This window comes from Paraburkholderia sp. SIMBA_027 (assembly GCF_046535315.1).
Lineage (GTDB): Bacteria > Pseudomonadota > Gammaproteobacteria > Burkholderiales > Burkholderiaceae > Paraburkholderia > Paraburkholderia tropica.
In genome coordinates this window covers 243,721-266,285 of sequence record NZ_JAWRWY010000005.1, presented here as the reverse complement: position 1 = coordinate 266,285, position 22,565 = coordinate 243,721, and the positions used below count along the sequence as shown (strand labels likewise).

The following is a 22,565-nucleotide window of genomic DNA, read 5'->3' as shown; positions in this document are numbered from 1 at the left end:
GCGTCGCGCATCATGAAGACGATCCCGAAAGCACGTTGCGCACGGCCACGTGCCGCCAGAACGCCTGGCGCGCGCGCCCGTCTGTCGCGGCGACACTGGCACCGTCGCAATCGACATAGCGCGTGCGACGCGCCAGCGGCGCGCCACGCACGAGCACGCACAGATCGACCGCGATCACCGAATTCCACTGTTCGCGCGCAAGCGCCGAGGCGTCGAGCGCCTGTGCCGCATCGGCAAGCCAGTAGCGCAACCGCAGACGTTCGACGCCTTCCACCAACGGTTGCGCGGTCCCAACCTTCCCGGAGCCTTCGCAGTAAAGCTCGGGCTCGCCCGTCGAACTGCTCGCCTTCGCGTGAAAGCGGTTGAGCACTTCGCTGCCATTGGCGCCGACGGCCTGGCCGAGGCAATCGGTGATCTGTCCGTTCGCCGACAGCCACGTGGATTCGCCATCGCCCTGGTAACGCAGCGCAAGTCCGTCCGAGCGATTGGACAGCGCTTCGCAGGACGGATTGGCGTCCGTGCCCGCGACTCTCCCTCCTGCGCAGCCGAACAGCGGCGGCCCGGCGAGCCCGTCTGAAGCATCGGCGGATACGAAGCCCGCCATCTGAATCTGCTCGCCGATCAGCATGAGCGCGTTCACGCCCGCTTCGTGGATGCGCGCCGCGTCGGTGCTCCACGCGAATGCCTGGCGCTGCGAACGATACGCGGCCAGCGCACCCGCCATCACGACGAGACTCAACGCGACCGCAATCGTAAATTCGAGCAGCGTGTGGCCACCCGTCATCCGTCTGCGCTTGGGCCGGATCGCGCGCTTCATTTCGCGAACGCCAGCGACAGACAGCTGCGCGGCGCTTGCACGCCAACGCTGCCCTCGCATCCCGCAGCGGCCTGTTGCGAATCGGGCGCGGCTTCGTCGCGCTGGGCCGTCCACATGAGCGTTGCAAGCGATGCCACGCCGCCCGCGCTCGTCACCGTGACGCGCGCATCGGGCAACAGCGTGGAAGCGCGCGACTTCCAGAGCTCGGACGCAGGCGCACCAGTCTGCGCGGCTTCGGCGAGCGCGTCAGCCAGAAACGCCGCCCGCGTGCGCGCCGCCGACGCCGCCGCGTGCCGCGCGAGTCCAAGCTGCGCATTCAGCAGCCCGAGCCCGCACATCGTCACGAGCGCCATTGCGATAACGACTTCGAGCAAGGCCACGCCACGCGTCGATCCACGCGGGCCTCGATGGACGGTCCGCCCGCTCATGACGCCGCGCCGCACGCACCCTCGCTCACACGCGCACGACCGCCCGCCGCCACCCGCAGGCAACGGCGCCAGGCGGCGCTGCGCGTCGACGCCGTCGTCACGCGCGGCGCGATGTCGAAATTACGCAGGCTGCCGATGGTCTGCCCCGCCGGCGGCGTGAAAGTCAGCGCGGTAAGCGTGGAAGCAATGGCGATCTCGTCGAGCGCCGGCTGTGCGCGCAGCAGCACGTTCGCGCCCGCCTGCTCCGCCACGACCGCCCAGCCGCACGACCAGTCGGCGAGTCCGGACGGGCAGGCTTTACCCGTGGCGAGGCAACGGCGCGCCGCGTCGATCCGGCACACGGTAATGCGCGTCTTGCGCCGGATCGCCTCGCTGCGCGCATAGGAGAAAGTGCCGAGCAAAGCGTTCGCGCGCGCATCGACCTGGTCGCGCATGCGCCACGCCGCGAACGTAGGCACGGCCGCGGTGACGCAGATCGCGAACAGCACGATCACGGCCATGGTTTCGAGCAAAGTGAAGCCGGCACATTTCATCTGCAATCCTGATTTTTCGGGGATTGCAATCACTCTAGAGGCGAAACGAAACCGGAACAATTAGCCGAACGGCTAGCTGTTGCGCACGCGTCTGGCTCGCGACAATGCAAGCATCACGAACCACAGCGGCAACAAAAGGGAGAAAGCGATGCGAGTAACGGCAGGCGTTACAGCGAGGCGGGCAATACGGGTGAGGCGCGCGCGTTCAGCGCTTTTTCGGCGGCGTGGCGGCGCCGCTCGCGCGGCGGAATTCCTCGATCACATCCTCGAATTCGGAGACGTCCTCGAAGCGCCGGTACACGGACGCAAACCGCACGAACGCGACCTTGTCGAGTTCGCGCAACTCGCCCATCACGAGCTCGCCGAGGCGCTCGCTGCGCACCTCGCGCTCGCCGCTGCCGAGCAGTTGATATTCGATACGGGCGACCGCCGCGTCGATCGCGTCGGCCGCAACGGGCCGCTTGCGCAGCGCCAGTTGCATGCTCGCCATGATCTTGCGGCGGTCGAATTCCGTGCGGCTGCCGTCCTTCTTGACGATCGCCGGCATCGCCAGCTCGACCCGCTCGTACGTCGTGAAACGCTTGTCGCAGGCCGGGCAGCGGCGGCGGCGCCGGATCGCGGCGCCGTCCTCGGACACGCGAGAGTCGACCACTTGCGTGTCTTCATGCCGGCAGAAGGGGCAGCGCATACTGGCTTAACGCAGGGCTTAACGGTAGACCGGGAAACGCTTCGTCAGCTCCGAGACCTGCGCCTTCACGCGCTCGATCGTCGCTGCGTCTTCCGGGTTGTCCAGCACATCGGCGATCAGATTGCCGACCTGCTCGGCTTCCTTCACGCCGAAGCCGCGCGTGGTCATCGCCGGCGAGCCCAGACGGATACCGCTCGTCACGAACGGCTTTTCCGGATCGTTCGGGATCGCGTTCTTGTTCACGGTGATGTGCGCCGCGCCCAGCACCGCTTCCGCAGCCTTGCCGGTGATGTTCTTCGCGCGCAGATCGACCAGCATCACGTGGCTTTCCGTGCGGCCCGAAACAATACGCAGACCCCGCTTGACCAGCGTTTCAGCCAGCACGCGCGCGTTCTCGACCACTTGCTGCTGATAGGTCTTGAACTCCGGCGTCGCGGCTTCCTTGAACGCCACGGCCTTGCCCGCGATCACGTGCATCAGCGGACCGCCCTGAATGCCCGGGAAGATCGCCGAGTTGATGGCCTTTTCGTGCTCGGCCTTCATCAGGATCACGCCGCCGCGCGGGCCGCGCAGGCTCTTGTGAGTGGTCGTGGTGACGAAGTCGGCGAACGGCACCGGGTTCGGGTAGACGCCCGCGGCGATCAGGCCCGCGTAGTGCGCCATGTCGACCATGAAGTACGCGCCGACGGCCTTGGCGACCTTGGCGATGCGTTCGAAGTCGATGCGCAGCGCGAACGCCGAGGCGCCCGCGATGATCAGTTTCGGCTTCGTTTCGTGCGCGCGCTTTTCGAGCGCGTCGTAGTCGATGTCTTCGTTGGCGTCGAGGCCGTAGCTCACGACGTTGAACCACTTGCCGCTCATGTTGAGCGCCATGCCGTGCGTGAGGTGGCCGCCTTCGGCGAGGCTCATGCCCATGATGGTGTCGCCCGGCTTCAGGACGGCGAAGAACACGCCCTGGTTGGCCTGCGAGCCGGAGTTCGGCTGGACGTTGGCGGCTTCGGCGCCGAACAGCGCCTTGACGCGGTCGATTGCGAGTTGCTCGACGATATCGACGTTTTCGCAGCCGCCGTAATAACGCTTACCGGGATAGCCTTCGGCGTATTTGTTGGTGAGCTGCGAACCCTGCGCGGCCATGACGGCGGGCGAGGTGTAGTTTTCCGACGCGATGAGCTCGATGTGCTCTTCCTGGCGGCGGTTCTCGAGTTCGATCGCGGCGAAGAGTTCGGGATCGACGTTGGCGATGGTGCTTTCGGCTCTGTCAAACATACGGGTTCCGTTAAGTGTGTTCAGGTTGACCGGGTCTCGCGCGGAACGCGTAGCGGGTACGCGGCGCTGCTGGCGAAGTGGCCAGCCTTGACGTGGCGGAAGAAGGTGCCGCACACGCGAGGCAGGACAGCCCGTGCAGCGCTCATTGAAGCGCGCGGATCTCGGCTGCCCAGGCGAACGGCAAAACGGCACCCTGCGCTTCACGGTGGGTCGCTCCACCTTGAGTTCCTGATCGAGCCGCGCCAGACGCAGCATGACGCGCGCTTGTTACAGCGGCCTTTACAGCGCCTTTTTCGGCATCGCGTGCAGCAAAACATGCACGCGCCGTCATTCAGGAACCCTATCGCCAGTCACGCAGGGATTGAGCGCGTAAGTGTATTGGAACGGCCCGGAATAGGCAACCGAGGCGACCCGCGCGCGGGCGTCGGCGGCGGTGGTGAGGCGCATCGCGGTTATCGCGCGCAGGCGGCCGCGCAGACAGGCGCAAAGCCGGTCGCGGCATGGCGCCGACATGCCGACACGGGGCTGGCGCGCGTTCTGACCCTTCCTTGCCGCAGCGCCGCAATGGAAGTAGGCTTTCCCCTTTCTTCGCCTACCACCGACCAGGGAGCAACCATGATCGTTTTCGTCACCGGCGCATCTGCGGGATTCGGCGCCGCCATCGCGCGGGCCTTTGTCAAGGGCGGCCATCGCGTCGTCGCCACGGCACGCCGCAAGGACCGCCTCGACGCGCTGGCCGCCGAACTCGGCGACGCGCTTCTGCCCTTCGAACTCGACGTGCGCGACCGCGCCGCCGTGGAAGCCGCGCCCGCCGCGCTGCCGCCCGAATTCGCCGACGTTGACGTGCTCGTCAACAACGCAGGCCTCGCGCTCGGCGTGGAGCCTGCGCAGAAGGCCGACCTCGACGAATGGGAAACCATGATCGAGACCAATTGCACCGGTCTGGTGCAGGTCACGCATGCCTTCCTGCCCGGCATGGTGGCGCGCAACCGCGGCCACGTCTTCAATCTGGGTTCGGTGGCGGGTCGCTGGCCGTACCCGGGCGGCAACGTCTACGGCGCGACCAAGGCGTTCGTGCGCCAGTTCAGCCTGAACCTGCGCGCCGACCTCGCCGGCACCGCGCTGCGCGTGACCGACATCGAGCCCGGCCTGTGCGGCGGCACCGAGTTCTCGAACGTGCGCTACCGCGGCGACGACGCCAAAGCCGCCAATGTTTACAAGGACGTACAGCCGCTCACGGCTGAAGATATCGCCGACTCCATCTACTGGATCGCCACACGCCCCGCGCATATCAATATCAATACGATCGAGCTCATGCCGGTCGCGCAATCGTTCGCCGGACTGAGTATCCACCGCGGATAAATTTGCTTTCAATTTTCCTGCGTATGTCAGTCGTCCGAACGGCGTTCGCGCCGCACGTTCCGGTAGAATGCGCGGCATGGAAATCTCCACCAGCAAGCCGGGTACGGCCCCAAGTTCGGAGGCCGCGTCCGGTTTTAGATGGCCGATACGCGTCTACTACGAAGACACCGACGCCGGCGGCATCGTGTTCTACGCGAACTACCTGAAGTTCTTCGAACGCGCGCGCACCGAATGGCTGCGAGCCTGCGGCGTTGATCAACGCAGGCTTGCCGAGGAAACCGGCGCCCTCTTCGTCGTGCGCAGCACCGCGCTCGACTACCGGGTGCCCGCCCGTCTCGACGACGTCGTCACGATCGTGAGCCGCCTCGACAAGCTCGGCCGCGCGTCAGTCGATTTCATGCAGGAAGCGTGGCGCGGCGACACCTTGCTGGCCACCGGCAAGATCCGCGTTGGCTGCGTGGCGAGCGTCGACGGCACCATGCGCGCGACCGCCATTCCCGACCACGTTCACGAGGCTTTGGAGCGTGGCATGAAGAAAGTCTTACCAACCGTGTCAACGGCATCCGCTTAATTGCCGTTGATACGACGCCAGTGAACTCGCGCGGGTCTTTGCAGGACCAAGCTGGGTTCGGCCGCGACGGCGCGCTGCCTTGCCGTTTGCCTTCGGGAAGCTTCGCGTTGACTTGCAGCCGCTCGCCCCTTCCGGGACGTTACAACGAACCTCTATGAACACTACACAAGATCTGTCGATCATTTCACTCGTTCTTAATGCGAGCATACTGGCACAGGCGGTGATGGGACTTCTCCTGTTGCTGTCTCTGATCTCCTGGACCTTCATCTTCCGCAAGTGGTTCGCCATCCGCCGCGCACGCCGGCAGACCGAGCGCTTCGAACGCGACTTCTGGTCGGGCGGCGACCTGCAGGCGCTCTACCAGAGCGCAGCGAACAACCGCCACACGATCGGCGCGCTCGAGCGTATCTTCGAGTCGGGCATGCGCGAATTCCTGAAGGCCAAAGAGAAGCGTCTGAACGATCCGAGCCTCGTGCTCGACGGCGCCCGCCGCGCCATGCGCGCGGCCTTCCAGCGCGAAATGGACGCGCTCGAGGCGAATCTCTCGTTCCTCGCCTCGGTCGGCTCGGTCAGCCCGTACATCGGTCTGTTCGGCACCGTGTGGGGGATCATGAATGCGTTCCGCGGTCTCGCGAACGTGCAGCAGGCCACGCTCGCGAACGTCGCGCCCGGCATCGCCGAAGCGCTGACGGCCACCGCCATCGGTCTGTTCGCCGCGATTCCGGCCGTCGTTGCGTACAACAGCTACGCGCACGACATCGACCGTCTGGCGATCCGCTTCGAAACCTTCATCGAAGAGTTTTCGAACATCCTGCAGCGTCAGGCCCACTAATCTTCACGAAGCAAGGAGTCGAAGATGGGAGGCTCAGTCCGTTCGAGCATGCGAGGCAGCCGCTCGCGCCGCGCGATGGCCGACATCAACGTCGTGCCGTACATCGACGTGATGCTGGTGCTGCTCGTGATCTTCATGGTGACCGCGCCGCTGGTGGCGCCGTCCATTGTCAATCTGCCGACCGTCGGCGGCGCGTCGCAGCAGCAGCAGGTTCCACCCGTCGTGGTCAATATCCGGCCCGACGGCAATCTGAGCGTCAAATATAAGGACGACTCGGGCGCCACGCAGCAGGAAACCATGTCGCGCGCCGACCTCAACGGCTTCGTCGCCGACCGCGAGCAGAGTCATCCCGACCAGCCCGTCGTGATCGCCGCCGACAAGTCCGTGAAGTACGAGACGGTGATGAACGTCATGTCCGATCTGAAGGCGCATGGCGTCAAGCGTGTCGGACTGCTCGTCAAATCACAATGACCGGCAAGAAAGACACTTATCCATTGCAGCCTCCGCGCGAGCGTGGCACGGGACGTGCTATAGCGCTCGCCGTGGTCATGCACGTGCTGCTCGGTTTTTTCCTCTACCACGGCATCCACTGGCAAAACAGCACGCCGGCGGGTGAAGAGGCGGAGCTCTGGACCGAGGTGCCGGACCTGTCGACGCCGAAGCCGCTGCCGCCGCCCGCGCCGGTGGCCCCTGCCCCGCCGCCGCCGCAGACGGAAGACGCCGACATCGCGCTGCAGCAGCAAAAGCGCAAGCAGCAGGAAGCGGCGCGCGAGGCGCAACTGGCCGAGCAGCAGCGCATCAAGCAGCAGCAGGAAGCCGATGCGAAGCGCCAGCAGCAACTGGCCGCCCAGCAGGCGGCGCAGCTCGCCGCGCAGCAAAAGGCCGCGAAGCTCAAGCAACAGCAGCAGGAACAGCAGCAGCAGGCCGCCGAGAAGCTCAAGCAGCAGCAACAGCAGCAGGACGCGCTGAAGAAGCAGCAGGAAGAAGAGCAACAGCAGAAACAGGCGAAGCTCGACGCCCAGAAGAAGGCCGACGCCGAGAAGGCCGCCAAGGCCAAGGCGCAAGCCGACGCCCAGGCCAAGAAGCTCGACGCCGAGCGGCGCGCGCGCATCGCGCAGATGCAAGGCTCGATGGGCGGCGGCGAAGGCACGAGCGGCAACGGTCTCGCGAAGAGCGGCACCGGCAGCGGTTCGGGCGGCAATGCAGCCACGCCGGGTTATGCCGACAAGGTGCGCCGCCGCGTGCGTCCGAATATCGTCTGGGCCGGCGACACGTCGGGTCTCGAGACGGAAATCGCGGTGCGCTGCTCGCCGAGCGGCACGCTGCTCTCGGCAACGGTCACGCGCAGCAGCGGCAATGCGTCCTGGGACGACGCCGCGTTGCGCGCGGTCCAGCGCTCGGACCCGATGCCGCAGGACACCGACGGCAAGACGCCGTCGAGCTTCAAGATTACCTTGCGCCCGGCGGGTTGACGGCGCAAGTCAGAGTGCAAAAACGCTGGCGCGCGGCGGCAGGCAGGAACGATTCGATGCTTTTCGGGTCTGTCTGCTGTCGCGCGGTGTGACAAATATCGCTTTTTCAGGAAACATCACAGCATGAGTCTGATGACGAAAATTGGCCTGCGTACCCTCGTCGCTTCCTGCCTGATCGCAGTGGGCGGCGCCGCGAACGCCCAACTCAACGTCCTCGTCACCGGCGTGGGCTCCACCCAGTTTCCGATCGCCACGGCGACCTTCGCGGGCGAAGCCAATTCGCCGCAGCAGGTCGCCGCGATCGTGCGCGCCGACCTCGCGCGCAGCGGCAAATTCACGAACGTCGACGCCGGCAGCGCGCCGGTCTCGGAAACCGACTCGGTCGACCTCGGCGGCTGGAAGGCCAAGGGCGCCAACGCGTTCGTCGCGGGCAGCGTCAACAAGCTGCCGAACGGCCAGTACGAAGTGCGCTTCAAGCTCTACGACACCGTCAAGGGCGAAAGCCTCGGCGGCCTCGTGCTGCAAAGCCCGCCCGCGGGCCTGCGCATGAGCGCGCACAAGGTCGCGGACTACATCTATCAGAAGCTGATGGGCGACCGCGGCGTGTTCGCCACGCGTCTGTCGTACGTGATCCGCACGGGCGGCCGCTATCAGTTGCAGATTTCGGACTCCGACGGACAGGACGCGCACATCGCGCTCTCCAGCCCCGAGCCGATCATCTCGCCGGCCTGGTCGCCCGACGGCACCAAGGTCGCTTACGTTTCTTTCGAAAAGAAAAAGCCCATCGTCTACGTGCATGACCTGCCTACGGGGCGGCGCGTCATCATCTCGGACCAAAAGGGCAACAACTCGGCACCGGCCTGGTCGCCGGACGGCCGCACGCTCGCCGTCGCGCTGTCGCGCACGGGCAACACGCAGATCTTCGCCGTCAATGCCGACGGCTCCGGTTTGCGCCGCCTGACGCAAGGCACGACCATCGACACCGAACCCACCTTCTCTCCTGACGGACGCTCGATTTACTTCACGAGCGACCGCGGCGGCCAGCCGCAAATCTACAGGATGTCCGCACAGGGTGAGAGCGCAGGCGCAGCACAACGCGTGACGTTCACCGGCAGCTATAACACGAGCCCGCGGGTCAGCCCCGACGGCAAACAGCTGGCGTACATCTCACGCACGGGCGGCGGATTTAAGCTGTACATTCAAGATCTGCAGTCCGGCGTCGCAACCGCGCTCACCGACACGACACATGACGAATCGCCCAGCTTCGCGGCGAACGGTCAGTACATTCTTTACGCCACTCAGGTGAACGGCCGTGGCGTGCTGGCTGCTGTATCGACCGACGGTCGTACGCGGCAAATCCTGTCCGTTCAGGGCGGCAGCGTACGCGAGCCGTCCTGGGGTCCTTTTATGCAATAACACTTCAGGAGAGCAAAAATGATGTCGAACAAATTCCGCCTGGCGCTGGCCGTCTTGATGATCGGTGCACTGGCCGCGTGTAAGTCGGCTCCGAAGACCGACGAAAACGCGAACGCCGGCTCGATGAGCACGCAGCCGAACCCGAACGCCGTCGCGCAAGTGAACGTCGACCCGCTGAACGATCCGAACAGCCCGCTCGCCAAGCGCAGCGTGTACTTCGACTTCGACAGCTACGCAGTCAAGGACGACTACCAGAGCGTGATCCAGGCTCACGCCCAGTACCTCAAGACGCACCCGGAACGTCACGTCCTGATCCAGGGCAACACCGACGAGCGCGGCACGAGCGAGTACAACCTGGCACTGGGCCAGAAGCGTGCTGAAGCTGTCCGCAAGGCGCTGTCGCTGATGGGCGTGCCCGATTCGCAAATGGAAGCTGTGAGCCTGGGCAAGGAAAAGCCGGTCGCACAAGGTCACGACGAAGCCTCGTGGGCGCAAAACCGTCGTGCCGACCTCGTGTACCAACAGTAATCTGAGCATTGGATGAAGGGGCGTATGTCGCACCGTTTCTCCCCGCTGCGGGTAGCCGCAGCCGCCTGCGTGGCCGGCGTCGCCTTTGCGGCGATTCCGGCCCACGCGGGTCTCTTCGATGACGATCAGGCGCGCCAGGCGATTCTCGACCTGCGCGCCAAGACCGACAATCTGTCGAGCCAGTTGTCCGCCGCACAGCGCACGATTCTCGATCAGTCCAACCACATCGACCAGCTCAACCAGCAGGTCGCCACGTTGCGCGGACAGACCGAGGATCTGGCGAACGAGCTCACGACCCTGACGAAGCAACAGAAGGACTACTACACGGATCTCGATACGCGTCTCAAGAAGTTCGAGCCGCAGCAAGAGACCGTGGACGGCGTGCAGGGTACCGTTCAGCCGGGCGAAATGGATGCGTTCAACTCCGCTTCCCAGCAGTTCCGCAACGGTGACTTCAAGCAGGCCGCTTCGTCGTTCCGCAGCTTCATCTCCAAGTATCCGCAGAGCCCGTATCAGCCAACGGCGCAGTACTGGCTCGGCAACGCGCTGTATGCGTTGAAGGACTACAAGGGGTCGACGGCGACGTGGCAGGGCGTGGTCAAGAACTATCCGCAACATCCGCGCGCAGCCGAGTCGCTGCTGGCGATCGCGAACAATCAGATGGAGCAGGGGCAAAAGGCTGCGGCCAAGCGCACGCTCGAACAGATCGTTTCGCAATACGGCAGTTCGGAAGTTGCCCAGACGGCACAGAGCAAGCTGTCACAGCTCAAGTAAGCGCCGCTGGATCGATGTAGCGTGAAGCGAATGCGGCCGTCGTTGCGATGTCGACGACCACCGGTTCGCCAAACGCGCCTCTCGCACTCCCCGAAAAGCCCGGAATACGCTGTATTCCGGGCTTTTTCTTTTGGGATGTCTTGCTTATGCGCTCCCGAGCGCCGAATGAACGCTCGGCTCAGGGTTGACACGTATAGGATGTCTGCTATAATCCCGCTTCTTTCGGGTCGTTAGCTCAGCTGGTAGAGCAGCGGACTTTTAATCCGTTGGTCACAGGTTCGAATCCCGTACGGCCTACCAAAGCTTGAAACAAGAAGCCCAGTCCTCGCGACTGGGCTTTTTGCTTTGGCGCGGCCGCTTTCTGATGGCGGCGGCCTGCGTTCCCCGGCAAGCCTCGCGCAACTCAGCGTGTATACTTCCCTACCCCGCCGTTCCCCCGCCGCACAGGCCACGTCAACATGAAGTTCTCGACTCTCGCCTGCGTCATGCTCGCGCTGCTCTGGATCAGTCTGCGCGTCCAGGCCCAAGTTCAAGCCCCGCCCGAAGACTACGAATATCTGCGCCGAATGAAGGTGCCCGACGCCGTGGTGAACTGCGTCGCCGCGCTCGATCAGTGGGTGCATGGCGCACCGCGCTACGATTCGCTGATGGTCCCCGACCGCCGCGCGCTCACCGCGAAAGTCGAAAGCCCGGTGCCCGCGGGTGCGCTGCCTGACGGCGCGTCGAGCCCGGTACCGCAGGCCTCGCCCATCGACACGCTGATTCACCTGCGCGGCTTCGCGAAACTGCGCGGCAAGTACGCATGGGTGCCCGTCAAGGCGACGTGCGGCATCTGGCATACGCACGTGGTCGATGTCGCGCTCGCGCCGCACGGCACGCACGGCGGCGATTCGCCGATCCACTAACGCGCCTCATCAGTTGCGCGATCCACGCGAATCAAACGATTCGCAAGATTCGCACGCATCGCGCACCGCCGCTCTCAGCGCTTGTCGCCCGCCGCGGCGCGCCTGCACATCGCCTCGTTAAACAGAATCGCCTTGCCGACGCTGCGATAGTTATCGGCGTCGCAGGGCGGCAGTTCATCCGTGCCATTCTGGATCGCGACGGTTTGCGCGAGCGTCGCGACGCACTGCGCGCTCTGCCCAAGGTGATACTGCGCGAGCGCGAGATCGCTGCGCGCGCTGTCCCGCTCGATCCAGTTCATGAACGTCTGGCACTCGCCGACCAGCGAACCCAGCGCCGCGCTCGCGCCCGCGTAATCCTTCTTCGCATACAGCGCACGCGCCGACTTCAGACGCGTTGCGCGCGCCGCATCGCGGCACGCCTCGGGCGGCTTGCGGTATTCGCCCTGGAAGTCCGCGCGCATGCCGCAGAACGAGCGGCACGCGTCCGAATCGCCGGTATCGAGTTTCAGTTGGCCGTTCGCGCCCGTCATGCTGATCCGGCAGGTGGTCTCGCCATCGGTCGCGACGCCGGTGCGGCCCACGATCTTGCCGTCGACCTGACATTCGTGGCAATTCCCGCCCAGCGTCTCGATGCTGAAGCGGCCGTTCTTCACGCTCAGCGAGCCGTGGCCGCTGCCGCCCTCGACGAAAATGTAGTCGCCTGCTTCGACGACAGGCGCGGCCTGCACCGCCGACGCGCCGAACACCGCACACAGTCCCGCGACGCATGCAGCAACGCACGCCGCGCCCTGTGCGCGCCGAACCCACGCACGCGTCCATGCGAGTCGCGACATCGCCCTTCCCCCTGTTTCGAGCCTGAGATTTCCCGGCGATGCGCGGCCAGCACGCCCCGCGCCGGACGAAGCGAGATCATCCCATAGTCGCGCCATCGCACGAACGGACCGTGCCGCGCCCATGAAAAAAGCCCGCGCGCATCACGCGCACGGGCTTTTTCGTCGAGCCTCAGCGGCTCTGGATGAGCGTCGCGAGACGCGCGCTCATCGGCTCAAGTCGGCAACAACTTAGTCGGCCTTGATGCCTTCGACCTGGATCTGCAGCGTCGTGGCCATCTTGAAGCCATACGCCTGGCCGTAGTTCACGCCGTAGTCCGAACGATCGAACGTGGCGGTCGCGTCGGCGCCGCACACTTCACGCTTGAGCATCGGGTTCTGGAAGCACTTGAACGAATCGATCTTCAGGTTCAGCGGCTTGGTCACGCCGTGCAGCGTGAAGGTGCCGATCACTTCGACGGGCTTGTCGCCGTCGTACTTGATCGACGTGCCCTTGTAGACGGCCGTCGGGTACTTGGCTGCGTCGAGCATTTCCGCCGAGCTGACGTGCTTGTCGAGCGCCTTGTTGCCCGTGTCGATCGACGATGCGTCGATGGTCACGTCGACAGTGCCGGTCTTCGCAGCCGGGTCGAGCACGACCGTGCCCGAGCTCTTCGTGAACTTGCCGCGCCACACCGAGACGCCGCCGAAGTGGTCGGTCTCGAAGCTCGGGTACGTGTGCGTCGGGTCGAGGTTGTAGGTGGTCGGCGTAGCGAAGGCGGGCGTGGCGATGGCGGCGGCGAGTGCGGCGGCGGCAGCCGCGGCGAAGATCGTGTTCTTCATGTGAGCGTGTGTCCTGATGCTGGGGTTAAGACGAAGCGAATGCGATTTGCGATGAAAACGGATAGCCGGTGCGCGTCAATGCGCGGCGGCCACGATGTGAAACTTGATCTGCACGTCGTCGGCGACGATCGAGGTGTCTTTCCACTCGCCCGTGCCGATGTTGTACGCGAGGCGCTTGATGGGCAGCGCGCCGTCGAACACCTGGTTCGCGCCGTCCTTGTGGTACTGCACCGGCACGACGACGTCGGTCGTCTTGCCCTTGATCGTGAGCTTGCCCGCGACCGAATACGCGCCGTTCGCGCCGGCCTTGATCTGCGTGGAGACGAAGGTCGCGTGCGGGAATTTGCCTGCGTCGAACCACTCGTCGCCGGCCACTTCCTTGTTGTAGTCGGGCGAGCCGAGGTCGAAGCTCGCGACCTCGACGTCGAGCTTCGCGCTCGATGCGGCGGCGTTGGCCGGATCGAAATGCACGTCGGCGCTGAAGTGGTTGAACTTGCCTTCGACCGGCACGTTCATCTGCTTGAACACGGCCGAGACGGTGCTCTTGCCGGCTTCGGGCGCCGCATCCGCGTTCAGGGCGAACGAAGCGGTGAAGGCCGCGCCGGCGGCGAGCGCCGCGCCGAGCGCGACGACGGAGGCTTTCTGGACGAGACGGTGGATCATGATCGGTTCGCTATTTACGCTGGAAGCGGTGAAAAAGACGTCGAAAAGGGACGCGGCGCGCGAGGCGCGGCGCACGGGGTGTTCAATCGCGCGGCGTGCCGAACGGCAGCATGCGCGCGAGGATGTTCTGCCGGTCGAGCAACTGATGCTTCACGACCGCGAGCACGTGCAGCGCCACCACGGCCAGCAGCGTGTAGTTCAGCGACACGTGCACGAGGCGCAGCGTGCCCTTGAGCGCGGTGTCCGGATCGATCAGCGTGGGCAGCGGCCAGATGCCGAGATACACGACCTGAATGCCGGCCGCCGAGCTGTACAGATAGCCGGTCACGGGGATCGCCACCATCAGCACGTAAAGCAGGAAGTGGCCGAGATGCGCGAGCCCCTTCTCCCACGCGGGCGTCGAGGCGGGCAGCGCGGGCGCGGCGTGCGTCGCGCGCCAGATCAGGCGCACCAGCACGAGCGCAAGCACGGTCACGCCGATCCACTTGTGCCACGAAAAATAGCGCAGCTTGGTGGGCGTGATGCCGGGAATGTCGGTCATGATCCAGCCGAGCGCGAAGCCCCAGACGATCAGCACGGCGACCAGCCAGTGCAGCAGCATGGCGACGCCGCTGTAGCGGCCGGCGGACTTGACGGTTCGATTCATCGGCATGGTTATCCTTGACGGGGAACGCGCACTTTACCCCGATGCGAGCTATTCAAACAATCGTCTAAAATGGATCGTTACCATCCAATTTTTCGATAGATCGCCCATGGACCGCTCTCCGAGCCTCGAACAACTGCGCGCGCTGATCGCGGTGGCGGAAACCGGCAGCTTCTCGGCGGCGGCCCGCCAGCTCGACCGCGCGCAGTCGGTGGTGAGCTACACGATCGCGAATCTGGAGGCGCTGCTGGGCGTGGCGCTGTTCGAGCGCGGCAAGCGCAAGCCCGAACTCACGGCGGCGGGCCGCGCGATTCTCGCCGACGCGCGCCGCCTCGACCTGCTGATGGGCCAGCTTAACGCCAAGGCGGCCGGGTTGCAGCGCGGACTGGAAGGCGAAGTTTCGGTGGCCGTGGACGTGATGTTTCCGTCGGGACGGCTGGTGCAGGCGCTGCAGGCCTTCGCGCGCGAATTCCCCACCGTCGCGCTGAATTTGACGATGGAGGCGCTCGGCGGCGTGCTCAAGCTCGTGCTCGACGGCGACTGCGCGTTCGGCATCAGCGGGCCGAACCAGAACTGGCCGCACGTGATCGAGGCGCGCGCGATCGGCACCGTCGAACTCGTGATGGTGGCCGCGCCCTGTCATCCGCTCGCGCAGGCCGCGCAGCCCGTGCGCATTTCCGACGCGCGCGAGCACACGCAACTCGTGCTCACCGACCGCAGCCGCCTGACGGTCGGGCAGACCTTCGGCGTGTACAGCAACCGCGCGTGGAAGCTCGGCGACCTCGGCGCGAAGCACCGCCTGCTGCTCGCGGGCCTCGGCTGGGGTTCGATGCCGCTCCATCTGGTGGAAGCCGATCTCGAAGCGGGCCGCCTCGTGCGCATCGCGCTCGCGGACCGCAGCTCGGTGAATTACAACGTCACGCTGATCCACCGCACCGACACGGGCGCCGGTCCCGCGACCCTGTGGCTCTGCGAATATCTGACGAACGGCACGCCGCCGCAGGCGCCGCTACCCGATGCGCCCTGACATCGTCGGCGGCATACGCTGACAGCGTCGGCTGAAGTCGCGCGCAGACTTCGCCGCCCGCCCAGTTGCGCCGATACAACCCGCCCGCCCACCTGACAAAGCTTCACAAACCCGCCTGAGCCGCGCCACGCGGCGCGCCGCGGCCATTACTGCGCGTCGGACGACGCACCGGGCGCGGCAATTCACTCATCCGCGCATTTTTCGAGAAAGACCCTCGTGCCATGATCGCGCCGCTCCAGAAGCCGGCGGCGCGCGACCTCGCGCCGCGACGGTCCGCGCGGTGCCGTGTTCCACCACGCGCGTCGTTCGACCTTGCTCGATACGTCACATGGATAACTTCGTCTACTGCCTGGTTTCGAATCTCGCCCTGCTTGCCGCCGTGCAACTGGTCTGCTGGTTTATCCGCGCGATGCGCCCGGACCTGAGCGTGCGCGGCGCGCGCGTGTTTGTCGGCATGATGGTGCTCGCGTGCGCCTTCGACGCCGCACTCACCTTCCTCGTGTTCGCCGATGCGGGCGGCCCGTGGCGCGAGCGTCATCCGGTCGAAGCCTTCTTCCCGCGCGCGGCCGCTTACGTGTTGAGCGCGCTGTTCGCGCTTGTTGCCGGCGGTCTGGCTAGCCGGCGCGCGGCTGATCGCAACGCTGAGCGCAGCAATGAACGCAGCAATAAGCGCAGCAACGAGCGCAACGCCGCGCGCGACGGCCTCGTGATCGAAACGTCGCCCTACAGCAAATCCACCTTGCCGATGTAGGCCGCGCTCCCGACGCCCTACTTCGACGCCTTCTTGCCCTTGCCCGCCGCCATATCCGCGCGTTCCGCCACTCGCACCGCCTGTGCGTTTTTCGCGGATTTCGCGCTCTGCGCCGCCGGCGGCACCACGCCGGACCAGCCCGGCAGATAACGCGCGTCCGGATCGTGCGCGTGGGCGAGCGCCTCGCTGAGCGCCTCGTCGAAGTCCTTGCGCACGCGCGCCGCCGACACCTTGCGGCGCAGATAGTCAGCCCAGAGGAATTCGCTGAACGGCGTGGTGTCCTTGGCGTAGCCGCCTGCCATGCGCAGCTCGCCCGCGAGGCTGCGGTACGGATCGTCGGCGAGACCGAGCAGCTGCTTCGGCAGATTCCCGTAATCGCAGCGCTCGCCGGACGCGTCGAACGGATGCACCCACTGGTTGTGCTCCATCATCCGCCAGAAGATCGTGGCGTCGAGCCACGACAGATCCTTGAGCACCGTGACCTTCACGCTCGGCACGCCCTCGTGCAGCCACGCGAGCCCGAGATGGTGATGATCGACCACGTAGTGACGCCCCTTCGGCCCGAGCACGGCCGGAAACCAGTGCGAATCGATCGCCGCCGCGCGGCCTTTCTTGTCGAGCGACGCCCAGTGCTCGCGCTTGGCGTTGACCTCGCGAAAGCCGACGGTAAGCTGCGTCGGACGCAGTTCGTCCAGCTTGACGTCGATGAGATGCAGATCCGTGTTCTGCAGGTTCATGGCTGGGCTCCTGATCGGGCGTGCTGAGGTGACGGGGTGCGGCGAACGGGCGTCGCGCAACGATACAACCGAACCGATATGCAGTGCGCATGAATCGAGGCGACGAGCCGCGCGGCCTGCGTCGGGTCAACCCCGACCGAGCCGGGCACGCAGGATGCACGCGATCGCCACTTCGCCTATAAATGCACGGATATGACGCGAAGGCGCGGCGCCCGGCCGGTTTATCGCCCTTTCGTTCAAGCGTCGGCGTCACCGACCGTTTCGCAGTCTTGCCTCAATGTCGTCGCAGGTTTGTTTCAGGCAGTCGCATCAACTCGCAGTGCTCTGCAGTTCGCGCGTCTTTCCGGCTCAATCATCGACTCAAGCGAGGGCATCTTGGATCTCGAAACCATCCGCGTATTCATCATGACCCGAGGCATCGACTTCGGGACCAAGGTGCTGGCGGCGATCGTGCTGTGGATCGTCGGGCGCTGGGTCATCAACCTGATCGCCGGCTTCCTGCGCAAACTGCTCAGCCGCAACGAACGCGTCGACCCCACGCTCGCGCACTACCTCAGCTCGATTCTCGCCGGCGTGCTCAACCTGCTGCTGGTGCTCGCGATCCTGCAGGTGTTCGGCGTGCAGACCACCTCGTTCGCGGCGCTGCTTGCCGGTCTCGGCCTCGCCATCGGCACCGCGTGGGGCGGCCTGCTCGCGCATTTCGCGGCGGGCGTGTTCATGCAGGTGCTGCGTCCGTTCAAGGTCGGCGACTTCGTGACGGCGGGCGGCGTGACCGGCACCGTCAAGGAGCTGGGCATCTTCGGCACGACCATCATCTCGCCGGACAACGTCATCAACATCGTCGGCAACAACAAGATCTTCTCGGACACCATCTCGAACTACAGCGCGACGCCCGTGCGCCGCGTCGAGCTGACCGCGAAGATCGCCAACGGCGTCGATCCCGTCGATGCCGCCAACCGGCTGCGCGCGGCCCTCGCGAAAATCCCGAACGTCGCGCAGGAACCCGCGCCCGACGTCGAGATTCTCTCGTTCACGCCCGAAGGTCCGTTGCTCGCGGTGCGTCCGTACACCAACAACGACACCTACTGGCAAGTGTATTTCGACACCAACCGCGCGATCGTCGAGACCTTCCGCGACGCGGGCTATCCGACGCCGGAAACGCCGTCGATCATCCGGCGCATCGGCACGCAGGGCGCGTAAGGCGTCCGCGCAAAGAAAAACGGCATCGTCCTCGCGGGCGATGCCGTTTTTGCGTGAAACGCCGCTCAACGACGTTCCGTGACCTTCAATTGCCGTCAGTGGCCATTCGGCCCGCGCACGGCATTGCCGCTGCTGTTCTTGCGCATCATCTTCCAGAGGCCGCCGAGCACGACCGGCACGATCGCCGCGCCGATACCCACCAGCACGATGATGTTGAGGTACTGGCGGATGAACGGAATGTTGCCGAAGAAATAGCCGAGCAGCACGAGCAGCAGCACCCAGAACAGCGCGCCCGCGACGTTGAAGAGCTGGAAGCGTTGCATGCTCATCTGCGAGACGCCCGCGACGAACGGCGCGAACGTGCGCACGACCGGAATGAAGCGCGCGAGCACGATGGTCTTGCCGCCGTGACGCTCGTAGAAGTTATGGGTCTTTTGCAGCGCGGCGCGGTCGAGGAAGCGTTCCAGCCCGCGTATGCGCGTATTGAACACCGCCGGTCCGATCGCCCGGCCGATCATGTAGTTGAGCGTGTTGCCCGTGACCGCCGCGACGATCAGGAGCACGAGCAGCAGGCCGAGATTCATCTCGTGCGTGGCCGCGAACGCGCCGCCGATAAACAGCAGCGAATCGCCCGGCAGGAACGGCAGCACGACGAGCCCGGTTTCGCAGAATACGATCAGGAACAGAACCGCATAGACCCAGGCACCGTACTGGTGGATGAAGACTCCGAGAAACTTGTCGATGTGCAAGACAAGATTGACGAACTGCAGCAGCGTATCCAAAAGTGTCCCTTATTGGTCGAGGACGGAGCGCTTGCAGGAAGCGCCCTCGCCCGGTGTTGCGCGAGAAGGAAAATTGACCGCGCCATGATACAGAAAGTGCCCCGCCGTCACGAAAAATTCCCGTGAACGGCGGCAAAAATGCGTCCAATAGATCGCATATTGGCGCTTAACGGACACTTAAGGGGCGCGAGCCGCACGCCAGGCCGGCGCGTCGCGACTCGCTATAATTGCGCGCATGTCTTCGAATTCCGATCCCACCGGCGCCGCCGCGCCCGACGCTCCCGCCTCCGCCGACGCCCAGGAGGCCAACGCGGCCAACGCAGCCACCGCGGCGCCCGAATCCGCCTCGCGCGGCCCGCGGCCCGCGCGCGCGATCCAGGCGCTGCCCGATCAGCTGATCAGCCAGATCGCCGCCGGCGAAGTGGTCGAGCGCCCCGCCTCGGTCGTGAAGGAACTGCTCGAAAACGCGCTGGACGCGGGCGCGAGCACGCTGCGCATTCTGCTCGACGAAGGCGGCGTCAAACGCATCTCGATCGCCGACGACGGCTGCGGCATTCCCGAAGGCGAATTGCCGCTCGCGCTGATGCGCCACGCCACCAGCAAGATCCGCTCGCTCGCGGAACTCGAAAGCGTCGCGACGCTCGGGTTTCGCGGCGAAGCGCTGGCCTCGATCGCCTCGGTCGCCGAAATGTCGATCACGAGCCGCACCGCGCAGGACGCGCACGCCGTCAAGATCGACGCGCATACGGGCGCGATCTCGCCCGCCGCGGGCGGCCAGGGCACGACCATCGAAGTGCGCGAGCTGTACTTCAATACGCCCGCGCGCCGTAAATTCCTCAAGAGCGAGCAGACCGAACTCGGTCATTGCCTGGAAATGATCCGCCGCAGCGCGCTCGCGCGTCCGGACGTGGCGATCTCGGTGCTGCACAACGGCCGCGCCGTCGAGCACTGGAATGCAAGCGATCCGGGCACGCGCGTCTCGAAGATTCTCGGCGAGACCTTCGCCACCGCGCATCTGCCGCTCGACGAGCGCGCGGGTCCGCTCGCCGTCTACGGCTGCGCGGGTCTGCCGACGGCGAGCCGCAATCGCGCCGATCAACAGTACTTCTTCGTGAACGGCCGCTTCGTGCGCGACAAGCTGCTCACGCACGCGGTGCGCGCGGCCTACGAGGACGTGCTGCACGGCGACCGTTATCCGTCGTATGTGCTGTTCCTCGACCTGCCGCCCGAGGCCGTCGACGTGAACGTGCATCCGTCGAAGATCGAGGTGCGTTTCCGCGATTCGCGCTCGATTCACCAGTTCGTGTTCCATGCCGTGCAGCGCGCGCTCGCGCGGCACGCGGGCGCGTCGCCGGAAACCACGGCGGGCGGCCACGCCGCGATGATCGAACCGCGCGCGATTCCGGGCGCGGACGTGCTCGGTGGATCGGTGGGACTCAGTTCGGGTGCGTCGGGGTCGGCGGGGGTGTCGTCAGGATCGACGGGATCGCTCGGCGACGGCGCGGGCCGCTTCGGCACCGCGAGCGTCGCCAGCAGCTTCGGCGGTTCGTCGAGCGCTTTCGGCGGCGCGGGTAGCGCTGGCAGCGGCCGCTCGTCGGGCTTCGGCGGCGGCTCGGGCGCTAGCTCAGGCAGCGGTTCGAGCAGCGGCAACACCTGGCTGCGCCAGTCGCGCATGCAACAAGGCTCGCTGCCCGTAGCGCAGCCGCTCGCGCTGTACGACGCGCTGTTCGGCCGCAAGGACGTCGGCGCCGGGCAAGGCTCGACCGTCACGCAAGCCGATGGTGCAGCCGACGGCGCCCTCTTCGACAGCGCCGCGCAACCGGCCTTCGATGCCCGCGACGACCATCCGCTCGGCTTCGCGCTCGGCCAGGTCCACGGCATCTACGTGCTCGCGCAGAACGCGCGCGGCCTCGTGATCGTCGACATGCACGCGGCGCACGAACGCATTCTCTACGAGCAGTTCAAGACGGCGCTGGCCGAGCGCTCGCTCGCCGTGCAGCCGCTCCTGATCCCGATTTCGATGCAGGCCGATCCCGTGGAAACCGGCACCGTCGAAGAAGAAAAGGCCACGCTCGAAGCGCTGGGCTTCGATCTCGCCGTGCTCTCGCCCACCTCGATCGCGATCCGCGCCGTGCCCGCGCTGCTCAAGGACGCCGATCTCCAGGCGCTCGCGCGCGCCGTGCTCACCGACCTGCACGCCTACGGCGGCTCGCGCGTGCTCACCGAGCGTCAGCACGAAATGCTCGGCACGCTCGCCTGCCATCACGCGGTGCGCGCCAACCGGCGTCTCACGCTCGACGAGATGAACGCGCTGCTGCGCCAGATGGAAACCACCGAACGCGCCGACCAGTGCAATCACGGCCGCCCGACGTGGTATCAGCTCACGCTCGCGGACCTCGACCGCCTGTTCATGCGCGGCCAGTAAGCGAGCTTCGATGAGCATGACGCAACACGCACTCCCTACGCCGGTCGCCTGCCTGCTCGGGCCGACCGCTTCCGGCAAGACCGCCGCCGCACTCCGCTATGCAGCGCAAATGGCCGCGCAGGGCCGCACGGTCGAGATCGTCAGCGTCGATTCGGCGCTCGTCTATCGCGAGATGGATATCGGCACCGCGAAACCGAGCGCGGAAGAACGCGCGGCGGCGCCGCATCATCTGATCGATATCGTCGATCCGGCCGATGCCTATTCCGCCGCCAACTTTCGCGCCGACGCGCTGCGCGTAACGGGCGAGATCGTCGCGCGGGGCAACGTGCCGCTGCTCGTGGGCGGCACGATGCTCTACTACAAGGCGCTCACACAAGGTCTGAACGATCTGCCGGGCGCCGATCCCGCCGTGCGCGCGCAACTCGACGCCGAGGCCGCCCGCGACGGCTGGCCCGCGCTGCACGCGCGCCTCGCGCAAATCGATCCGGCCACGGCCGCGCGCCTCGCGCCGAACGACTCGCAGCGCATCCAGCGCGCGCTCGAAATCTGGATGCTGTCCGGGCAGCCGATGTCGGCGCTGCTGGCCGCGCCGTCGAGCCGCGACGACGAGGCCGCGCGCTACCGCTTCGTGCCCGTCGCGCTCGAACCGTCGGACCGCGCGGTGCTGCACCGGCGCATCGAGCAGCGCTTCGACGCAATGCTCGCGGCGGGTCTGATCGACGAGGTGAAGGCGCTGCGCGCACGCGGCGACCTCGACGCGAATCTGCCGTCGATGCGCTGCGTCGGCTATCGGCAGGCGTGGGAGTATCTCGACGGCGACATCGACTACGACACGATGCGCGACAAGGGCGTGTTCGCCACGCGCCAGCTCTGCAAGCGCCAGCTCACGTGGCTGCGCGCGATGCCCGAGCGCATCGTCGTCGATTGCTGTGCGGCGGACGCCACCGCGCAGGCCGTGTCGGCGATCGAGCGGATTCACGCTTAGACCGCTTCCCCCCACTTTTCCGTTGTGCATCACAGCATCGCGCGCGGCGCCTGCCGCGCGTGCGTGCACACGCCCGCTCTCACGCACGCCCCGCCCTTGCGCGCCGCA

At 66.0% G+C, this 22,565-nt stretch carries 24 protein-coding genes, 1 tRNA gene, 1 pseudogene and 1 riboswitch; of the genes and pseudogenes, 15 read left to right on the top strand and 11 right to left on the bottom strand.

The annotated features are described in order from the left end of the window. Positions 1 to 10 precede the first annotated feature (10 nt). From SB764_RS11575 to glyA, 5 genes are all read right to left on the bottom strand, one after another. Positions 11 to 817: a PilW family protein gene (locus tag SB764_RS11575; RefSeq protein WP_410863602.1), complete on the bottom strand. Its 807-nt coding sequence runs from the start codon at positions 815 to 817 to the stop codon at positions 11 to 13. Beyond that, positions 814 to 1,245: a hypothetical protein gene (locus SB764_RS11570; RefSeq protein WP_410863601.1), complete on the bottom strand. Its 432-nt coding sequence runs from the start codon at positions 1,243 to 1,245 to the stop codon at positions 814 to 816. Before SB764_RS11570 ends, SB764_RS11575 begins: the two co-directional genes overlap by 4 nt. Next, the gene (locus SB764_RS11565) at positions 1,242 to 1,778 is read right to left on the bottom strand and encodes a GspH/FimT family pseudopilin (RefSeq protein WP_065065248.1); all 537 of its coding nucleotides are present in this window, start codon (positions 1,776 to 1,778) and stop codon (positions 1,242 to 1,244) included. The genes SB764_RS11570 and SB764_RS11565 overlap by 4 nt, the downstream gene beginning before the upstream one ends. 205 nt (positions 1,779 to 1,983) lie before the next feature. After that, on the bottom strand, positions 1,984 to 2,466 hold the full coding sequence (gene nrdR / locus SB764_RS11560) for a transcriptional regulator NrdR (protein WP_028220157.1): 483 nt from the start codon (positions 2,464 to 2,466) through the stop codon (positions 1,984 to 1,986). Between the two features lie 18 nt (positions 2,467 to 2,484). After that, entirely contained in the window at positions 2,485 to 3,732 is a 1,248-nt protein-coding gene (gene glyA, locus SB764_RS11555; RefSeq protein WP_124263255.1) for a serine hydroxymethyltransferase, read from the bottom strand. 160 nt (positions 3,733 to 3,892) lie between these two features. Beyond that, positions 3,893 to 4,096: riboswitch (ZMP/ZTP riboswitch) on the bottom strand. 251 nt (positions 4,097 to 4,347) lie between these two features. Here glyA and ydfG point away from each other — a divergent pair. The 10 genes from ydfG (at position 4,348) to SB764_RS11505 (ending at position 11,592) form a co-directional block, all read left to right on the top strand. Next, positions 4,348 to 5,094, top strand: coding sequence for a bifunctional NADP-dependent 3-hydroxy acid dehydrogenase/3-hydroxypropionate dehydrogenase YdfG (gene ydfG, locus SB764_RS11550; protein ID WP_074986727.1), 747 nt, complete (start codon positions 4,348 to 4,350; stop codon positions 5,092 to 5,094). Between the two features lie 67 nt (positions 5,095 to 5,161). Beyond that, a complete protein-coding gene (gene ybgC, locus SB764_RS11545) occupies positions 5,162 to 5,665 on the top strand; it encodes a tol-pal system-associated acyl-CoA thioesterase (protein WP_065059252.1) in 504 nt (167 codons plus the stop codon). A 154-nt stretch (positions 5,666 to 5,819) separates the two neighbouring features. Beyond that, complete coding sequence (tolQ, locus tag SB764_RS11540) at positions 5,820 to 6,497, top strand: protein TolQ (RefSeq protein WP_027817805.1); 678 nt, start codon at positions 5,820 to 5,822, stop codon at positions 6,495 to 6,497. A 24-nt stretch (positions 6,498 to 6,521) separates the two neighbouring features. Further along, positions 6,522 to 6,968: a protein TolR gene (gene tolR / locus SB764_RS11535; protein WP_065059253.1), complete on the top strand. Its 447-nt coding sequence runs from the start codon at positions 6,522 to 6,524 to the stop codon at positions 6,966 to 6,968. Then, positions 6,965 to 7,969, top strand: coding sequence for a cell envelope integrity protein TolA (tolA, locus tag SB764_RS11530; protein ID WP_410863598.1), 1,005 nt, complete (start codon positions 6,965 to 6,967; stop codon positions 7,967 to 7,969). Before tolR ends, tolA begins: the two co-directional genes overlap by 4 nt. A gap of 123 nt (positions 7,970 to 8,092) precedes the next feature. After that, complete coding sequence (gene tolB / locus SB764_RS11525) at positions 8,093 to 9,385, top strand: Tol-Pal system beta propeller repeat protein TolB (protein ID WP_065059255.1); 1,293 nt, start codon at positions 8,093 to 8,095, stop codon at positions 9,383 to 9,385. An 18-nt stretch (positions 9,386 to 9,403) separates the two neighbouring features. After that, positions 9,404 to 9,913: a peptidoglycan-associated lipoprotein Pal gene (pal, locus tag SB764_RS11520; protein WP_065059256.1), complete on the top strand. Its 510-nt coding sequence runs from the start codon at positions 9,404 to 9,406 to the stop codon at positions 9,911 to 9,913. Positions 9,914 to 9,937: 24 nt separating this feature from the next. Further along, a complete protein-coding gene (ybgF, locus tag SB764_RS11515; RefSeq protein ID WP_065059257.1) occupies positions 9,938 to 10,687 on the top strand; it encodes a tol-pal system protein YbgF in 750 nt (249 codons plus the stop codon). 224 nt (positions 10,688 to 10,911) lie between these two features. Beyond that, positions 10,912 to 10,987: transfer RNA gene (locus SB764_RS11510), tRNA-Lys, on the top strand. Between the two features lie 158 nt (positions 10,988 to 11,145). Next, a complete protein-coding gene (locus SB764_RS11505) occupies positions 11,146 to 11,592 on the top strand; it encodes a BspC domain-containing protein (protein WP_231957504.1) in 447 nt (148 codons plus the stop codon). 74 nt (positions 11,593 to 11,666) lie between these two features. Here the strand turns inward: SB764_RS11505 and SB764_RS11500 are convergent, their stop codons facing one another. From SB764_RS11500 to SB764_RS11485, 4 genes are all read right to left on the bottom strand, one after another. Next, positions 11,667 to 12,425: a hypothetical protein gene (locus SB764_RS11500; protein WP_234774956.1), complete on the bottom strand. Its 759-nt coding sequence runs from the start codon at positions 12,423 to 12,425 to the stop codon at positions 11,667 to 11,669. Positions 12,426 to 12,653: 228 nt separating this feature from the next. Further along, positions 12,654 to 13,244 (bottom strand): YceI family protein, encoded by a 591-nt coding sequence (locus SB764_RS11495; protein ID WP_410863595.1) that lies wholly within the window; start codon positions 13,242 to 13,244, stop codon positions 12,654 to 12,656. A gap of 75 nt (positions 13,245 to 13,319) precedes the next feature. Continuing rightward, entirely contained in the window at positions 13,320 to 13,907 is a 588-nt protein-coding gene (locus tag SB764_RS11490) for a YceI family protein (RefSeq protein WP_074986791.1), read from the bottom strand. 82 nt (positions 13,908 to 13,989) lie between these two features. Beyond that, the gene (locus SB764_RS11485; RefSeq protein WP_065059377.1) at positions 13,990 to 14,553 is read right to left on the bottom strand and encodes a cytochrome b; all 564 of its coding nucleotides are present in this window, start codon (positions 14,551 to 14,553) and stop codon (positions 13,990 to 13,992) included. 106 nt (positions 14,554 to 14,659) lie between these two features. Here SB764_RS11485 and SB764_RS11480 point away from each other — a divergent pair, with 106 nt between their 5' ends. Both SB764_RS11480 and SB764_RS11475 read left to right on the top strand, forming a co-directional pair. After that, entirely contained in the window at positions 14,660 to 15,577 is a 918-nt protein-coding gene (locus SB764_RS11480) for a LysR family transcriptional regulator (RefSeq protein ID WP_065059259.1), read from the top strand. A 328-nt stretch (positions 15,578 to 15,905) separates the two neighbouring features. Next, complete coding sequence (locus SB764_RS11475; RefSeq protein WP_074986728.1) at positions 15,906 to 16,328, top strand: hypothetical protein; 423 nt, start codon at positions 15,906 to 15,908, stop codon at positions 16,326 to 16,328. A 122-nt stretch (positions 16,329 to 16,450) separates the two neighbouring features. Here the strand turns inward: SB764_RS11475 and SB764_RS11470 are convergent. Beyond that, positions 16,451 to 17,065 (bottom strand): annotated as a pseudogene (locus tag SB764_RS11470) (ParB-like protein); the annotation flags it as partial. Between the two features lie 375 nt (positions 17,066 to 17,440). Here SB764_RS11470 and SB764_RS11465 point away from each other — a divergent pair. Beyond that, positions 17,441 to 18,265, top strand: coding sequence for a mechanosensitive ion channel family protein (locus tag SB764_RS11465; protein WP_065059261.1), 825 nt, complete (start codon positions 17,441 to 17,443; stop codon positions 18,263 to 18,265). 95 nt (positions 18,266 to 18,360) lie between these two features. Here the strand turns inward: SB764_RS11465 and SB764_RS11460 are convergent, their stop codons facing one another. Further along, entirely contained in the window at positions 18,361 to 19,047 is a 687-nt protein-coding gene (locus SB764_RS11460; protein WP_074986729.1) for a DedA family protein, read from the bottom strand. A 235-nt stretch (positions 19,048 to 19,282) separates the two neighbouring features. On the opposite strand from SB764_RS11460, the gene mutL reads away from it, so the two are divergent. Further along, entirely contained in the window at positions 19,283 to 21,472 is a 2,190-nt protein-coding gene (gene mutL, locus SB764_RS11455; protein WP_410863592.1) for a DNA mismatch repair endonuclease MutL, read from the top strand. 16 nt (positions 21,473 to 21,488) lie between these two features. Then, positions 21,489 to 22,457, top strand: a complete 969-nt coding sequence (gene miaA, locus SB764_RS11450) for a tRNA (adenosine(37)-N6)-dimethylallyltransferase MiaA (RefSeq protein ID WP_375790444.1) — start codon at positions 21,489 to 21,491, stop codon at positions 22,455 to 22,457. Positions 22,458 to 22,565: the final 108 nt, after the last annotated feature.

Excerpts from the sequence above, each read along its gene's own strand:
- SB764_RS11575 (WP_410863602.1), bottom strand. The coding sequence starts at position 817 with ATGAAGCGCGCGATCCGGCCCAAGCGCAGACGGATGACGGGTGGCCAC.
- SB764_RS11570 (WP_410863601.1), bottom strand. The coding sequence starts at position 1,245 with ATGAGCGGGCGGACCGTCCATCGAGGCCCGCGTGGATCGACGCGTGGC.
- SB764_RS11565 (WP_065065248.1), bottom strand. The coding sequence starts at position 1,778 with ATGAAATGTGCCGGCTTCACTTTGCTCGAAACCATGGCCGTGATCGTG.
- nrdR (WP_028220157.1), bottom strand. The coding sequence starts at position 2,466 with ATGCGCTGCCCCTTCTGCCGGCATGAAGACACGCAAGTGGTCGACTCT.
- glyA (WP_124263255.1), bottom strand. The coding sequence starts at position 3,732 with ATGTTTGACAGAGCCGAAAGCACCATCGCCAACGTCGATCCCGAACTC.
- ydfG (WP_074986727.1), top strand. The coding sequence starts at position 4,348 with ATGATCGTTTTCGTCACCGGCGCATCTGCGGGATTCGGCGCCGCCATC.
- ybgC (WP_065059252.1), top strand. The coding sequence starts at position 5,162 with ATGCGCGGCATGGAAATCTCCACCAGCAAGCCGGGTACGGCCCCAAGT.
- tolQ (WP_027817805.1), top strand. The coding sequence starts at position 5,820 with ATGAACACTACACAAGATCTGTCGATCATTTCACTCGTTCTTAATGCG.
- tolR (WP_065059253.1), top strand. The coding sequence starts at position 6,522 with ATGGGAGGCTCAGTCCGTTCGAGCATGCGAGGCAGCCGCTCGCGCCGC.
- tolA (WP_410863598.1), top strand. The coding sequence starts at position 6,965 with ATGACCGGCAAGAAAGACACTTATCCATTGCAGCCTCCGCGCGAGCGT.
- tolB (WP_065059255.1), top strand. The coding sequence starts at position 8,093 with ATGAGTCTGATGACGAAAATTGGCCTGCGTACCCTCGTCGCTTCCTGC.
- pal (WP_065059256.1), top strand. The coding sequence starts at position 9,404 with ATGATGTCGAACAAATTCCGCCTGGCGCTGGCCGTCTTGATGATCGGT.
- ybgF (WP_065059257.1), top strand. The coding sequence starts at position 9,938 with ATGTCGCACCGTTTCTCCCCGCTGCGGGTAGCCGCAGCCGCCTGCGTG.
- SB764_RS11505 (WP_231957504.1), top strand. The coding sequence starts at position 11,146 with ATGAAGTTCTCGACTCTCGCCTGCGTCATGCTCGCGCTGCTCTGGATC.
- SB764_RS11500 (WP_234774956.1), bottom strand. The coding sequence starts at position 12,425 with ATGTCGCGACTCGCATGGACGCGTGCGTGGGTTCGGCGCGCACAGGGC.
- SB764_RS11495 (WP_410863595.1), bottom strand. The coding sequence starts at position 13,244 with ATGAAGAACACGATCTTCGCCGCGGCTGCCGCCGCCGCACTCGCCGCC.
- SB764_RS11490 (WP_074986791.1), bottom strand. The coding sequence starts at position 13,907 with ATGATCCACCGTCTCGTCCAGAAAGCCTCCGTCGTCGCGCTCGGCGCG.
- SB764_RS11485 (WP_065059377.1), bottom strand. The coding sequence starts at position 14,553 with ATGAATCGAACCGTCAAGTCCGCCGGCCGCTACAGCGGCGTCGCCATG.
- SB764_RS11480 (WP_065059259.1), top strand. The coding sequence starts at position 14,660 with ATGGACCGCTCTCCGAGCCTCGAACAACTGCGCGCGCTGATCGCGGTG.
- SB764_RS11475 (WP_074986728.1), top strand. The coding sequence starts at position 15,906 with ATGGATAACTTCGTCTACTGCCTGGTTTCGAATCTCGCCCTGCTTGCC.
- mutL (WP_410863592.1), top strand. The coding sequence starts at position 19,283 with ATGTCTTCGAATTCCGATCCCACCGGCGCCGCCGCGCCCGACGCTCCC.
- miaA (WP_375790444.1), top strand. The coding sequence starts at position 21,489 with ATGACGCAACACGCACTCCCTACGCCGGTCGCCTGCCTGCTCGGGCCG.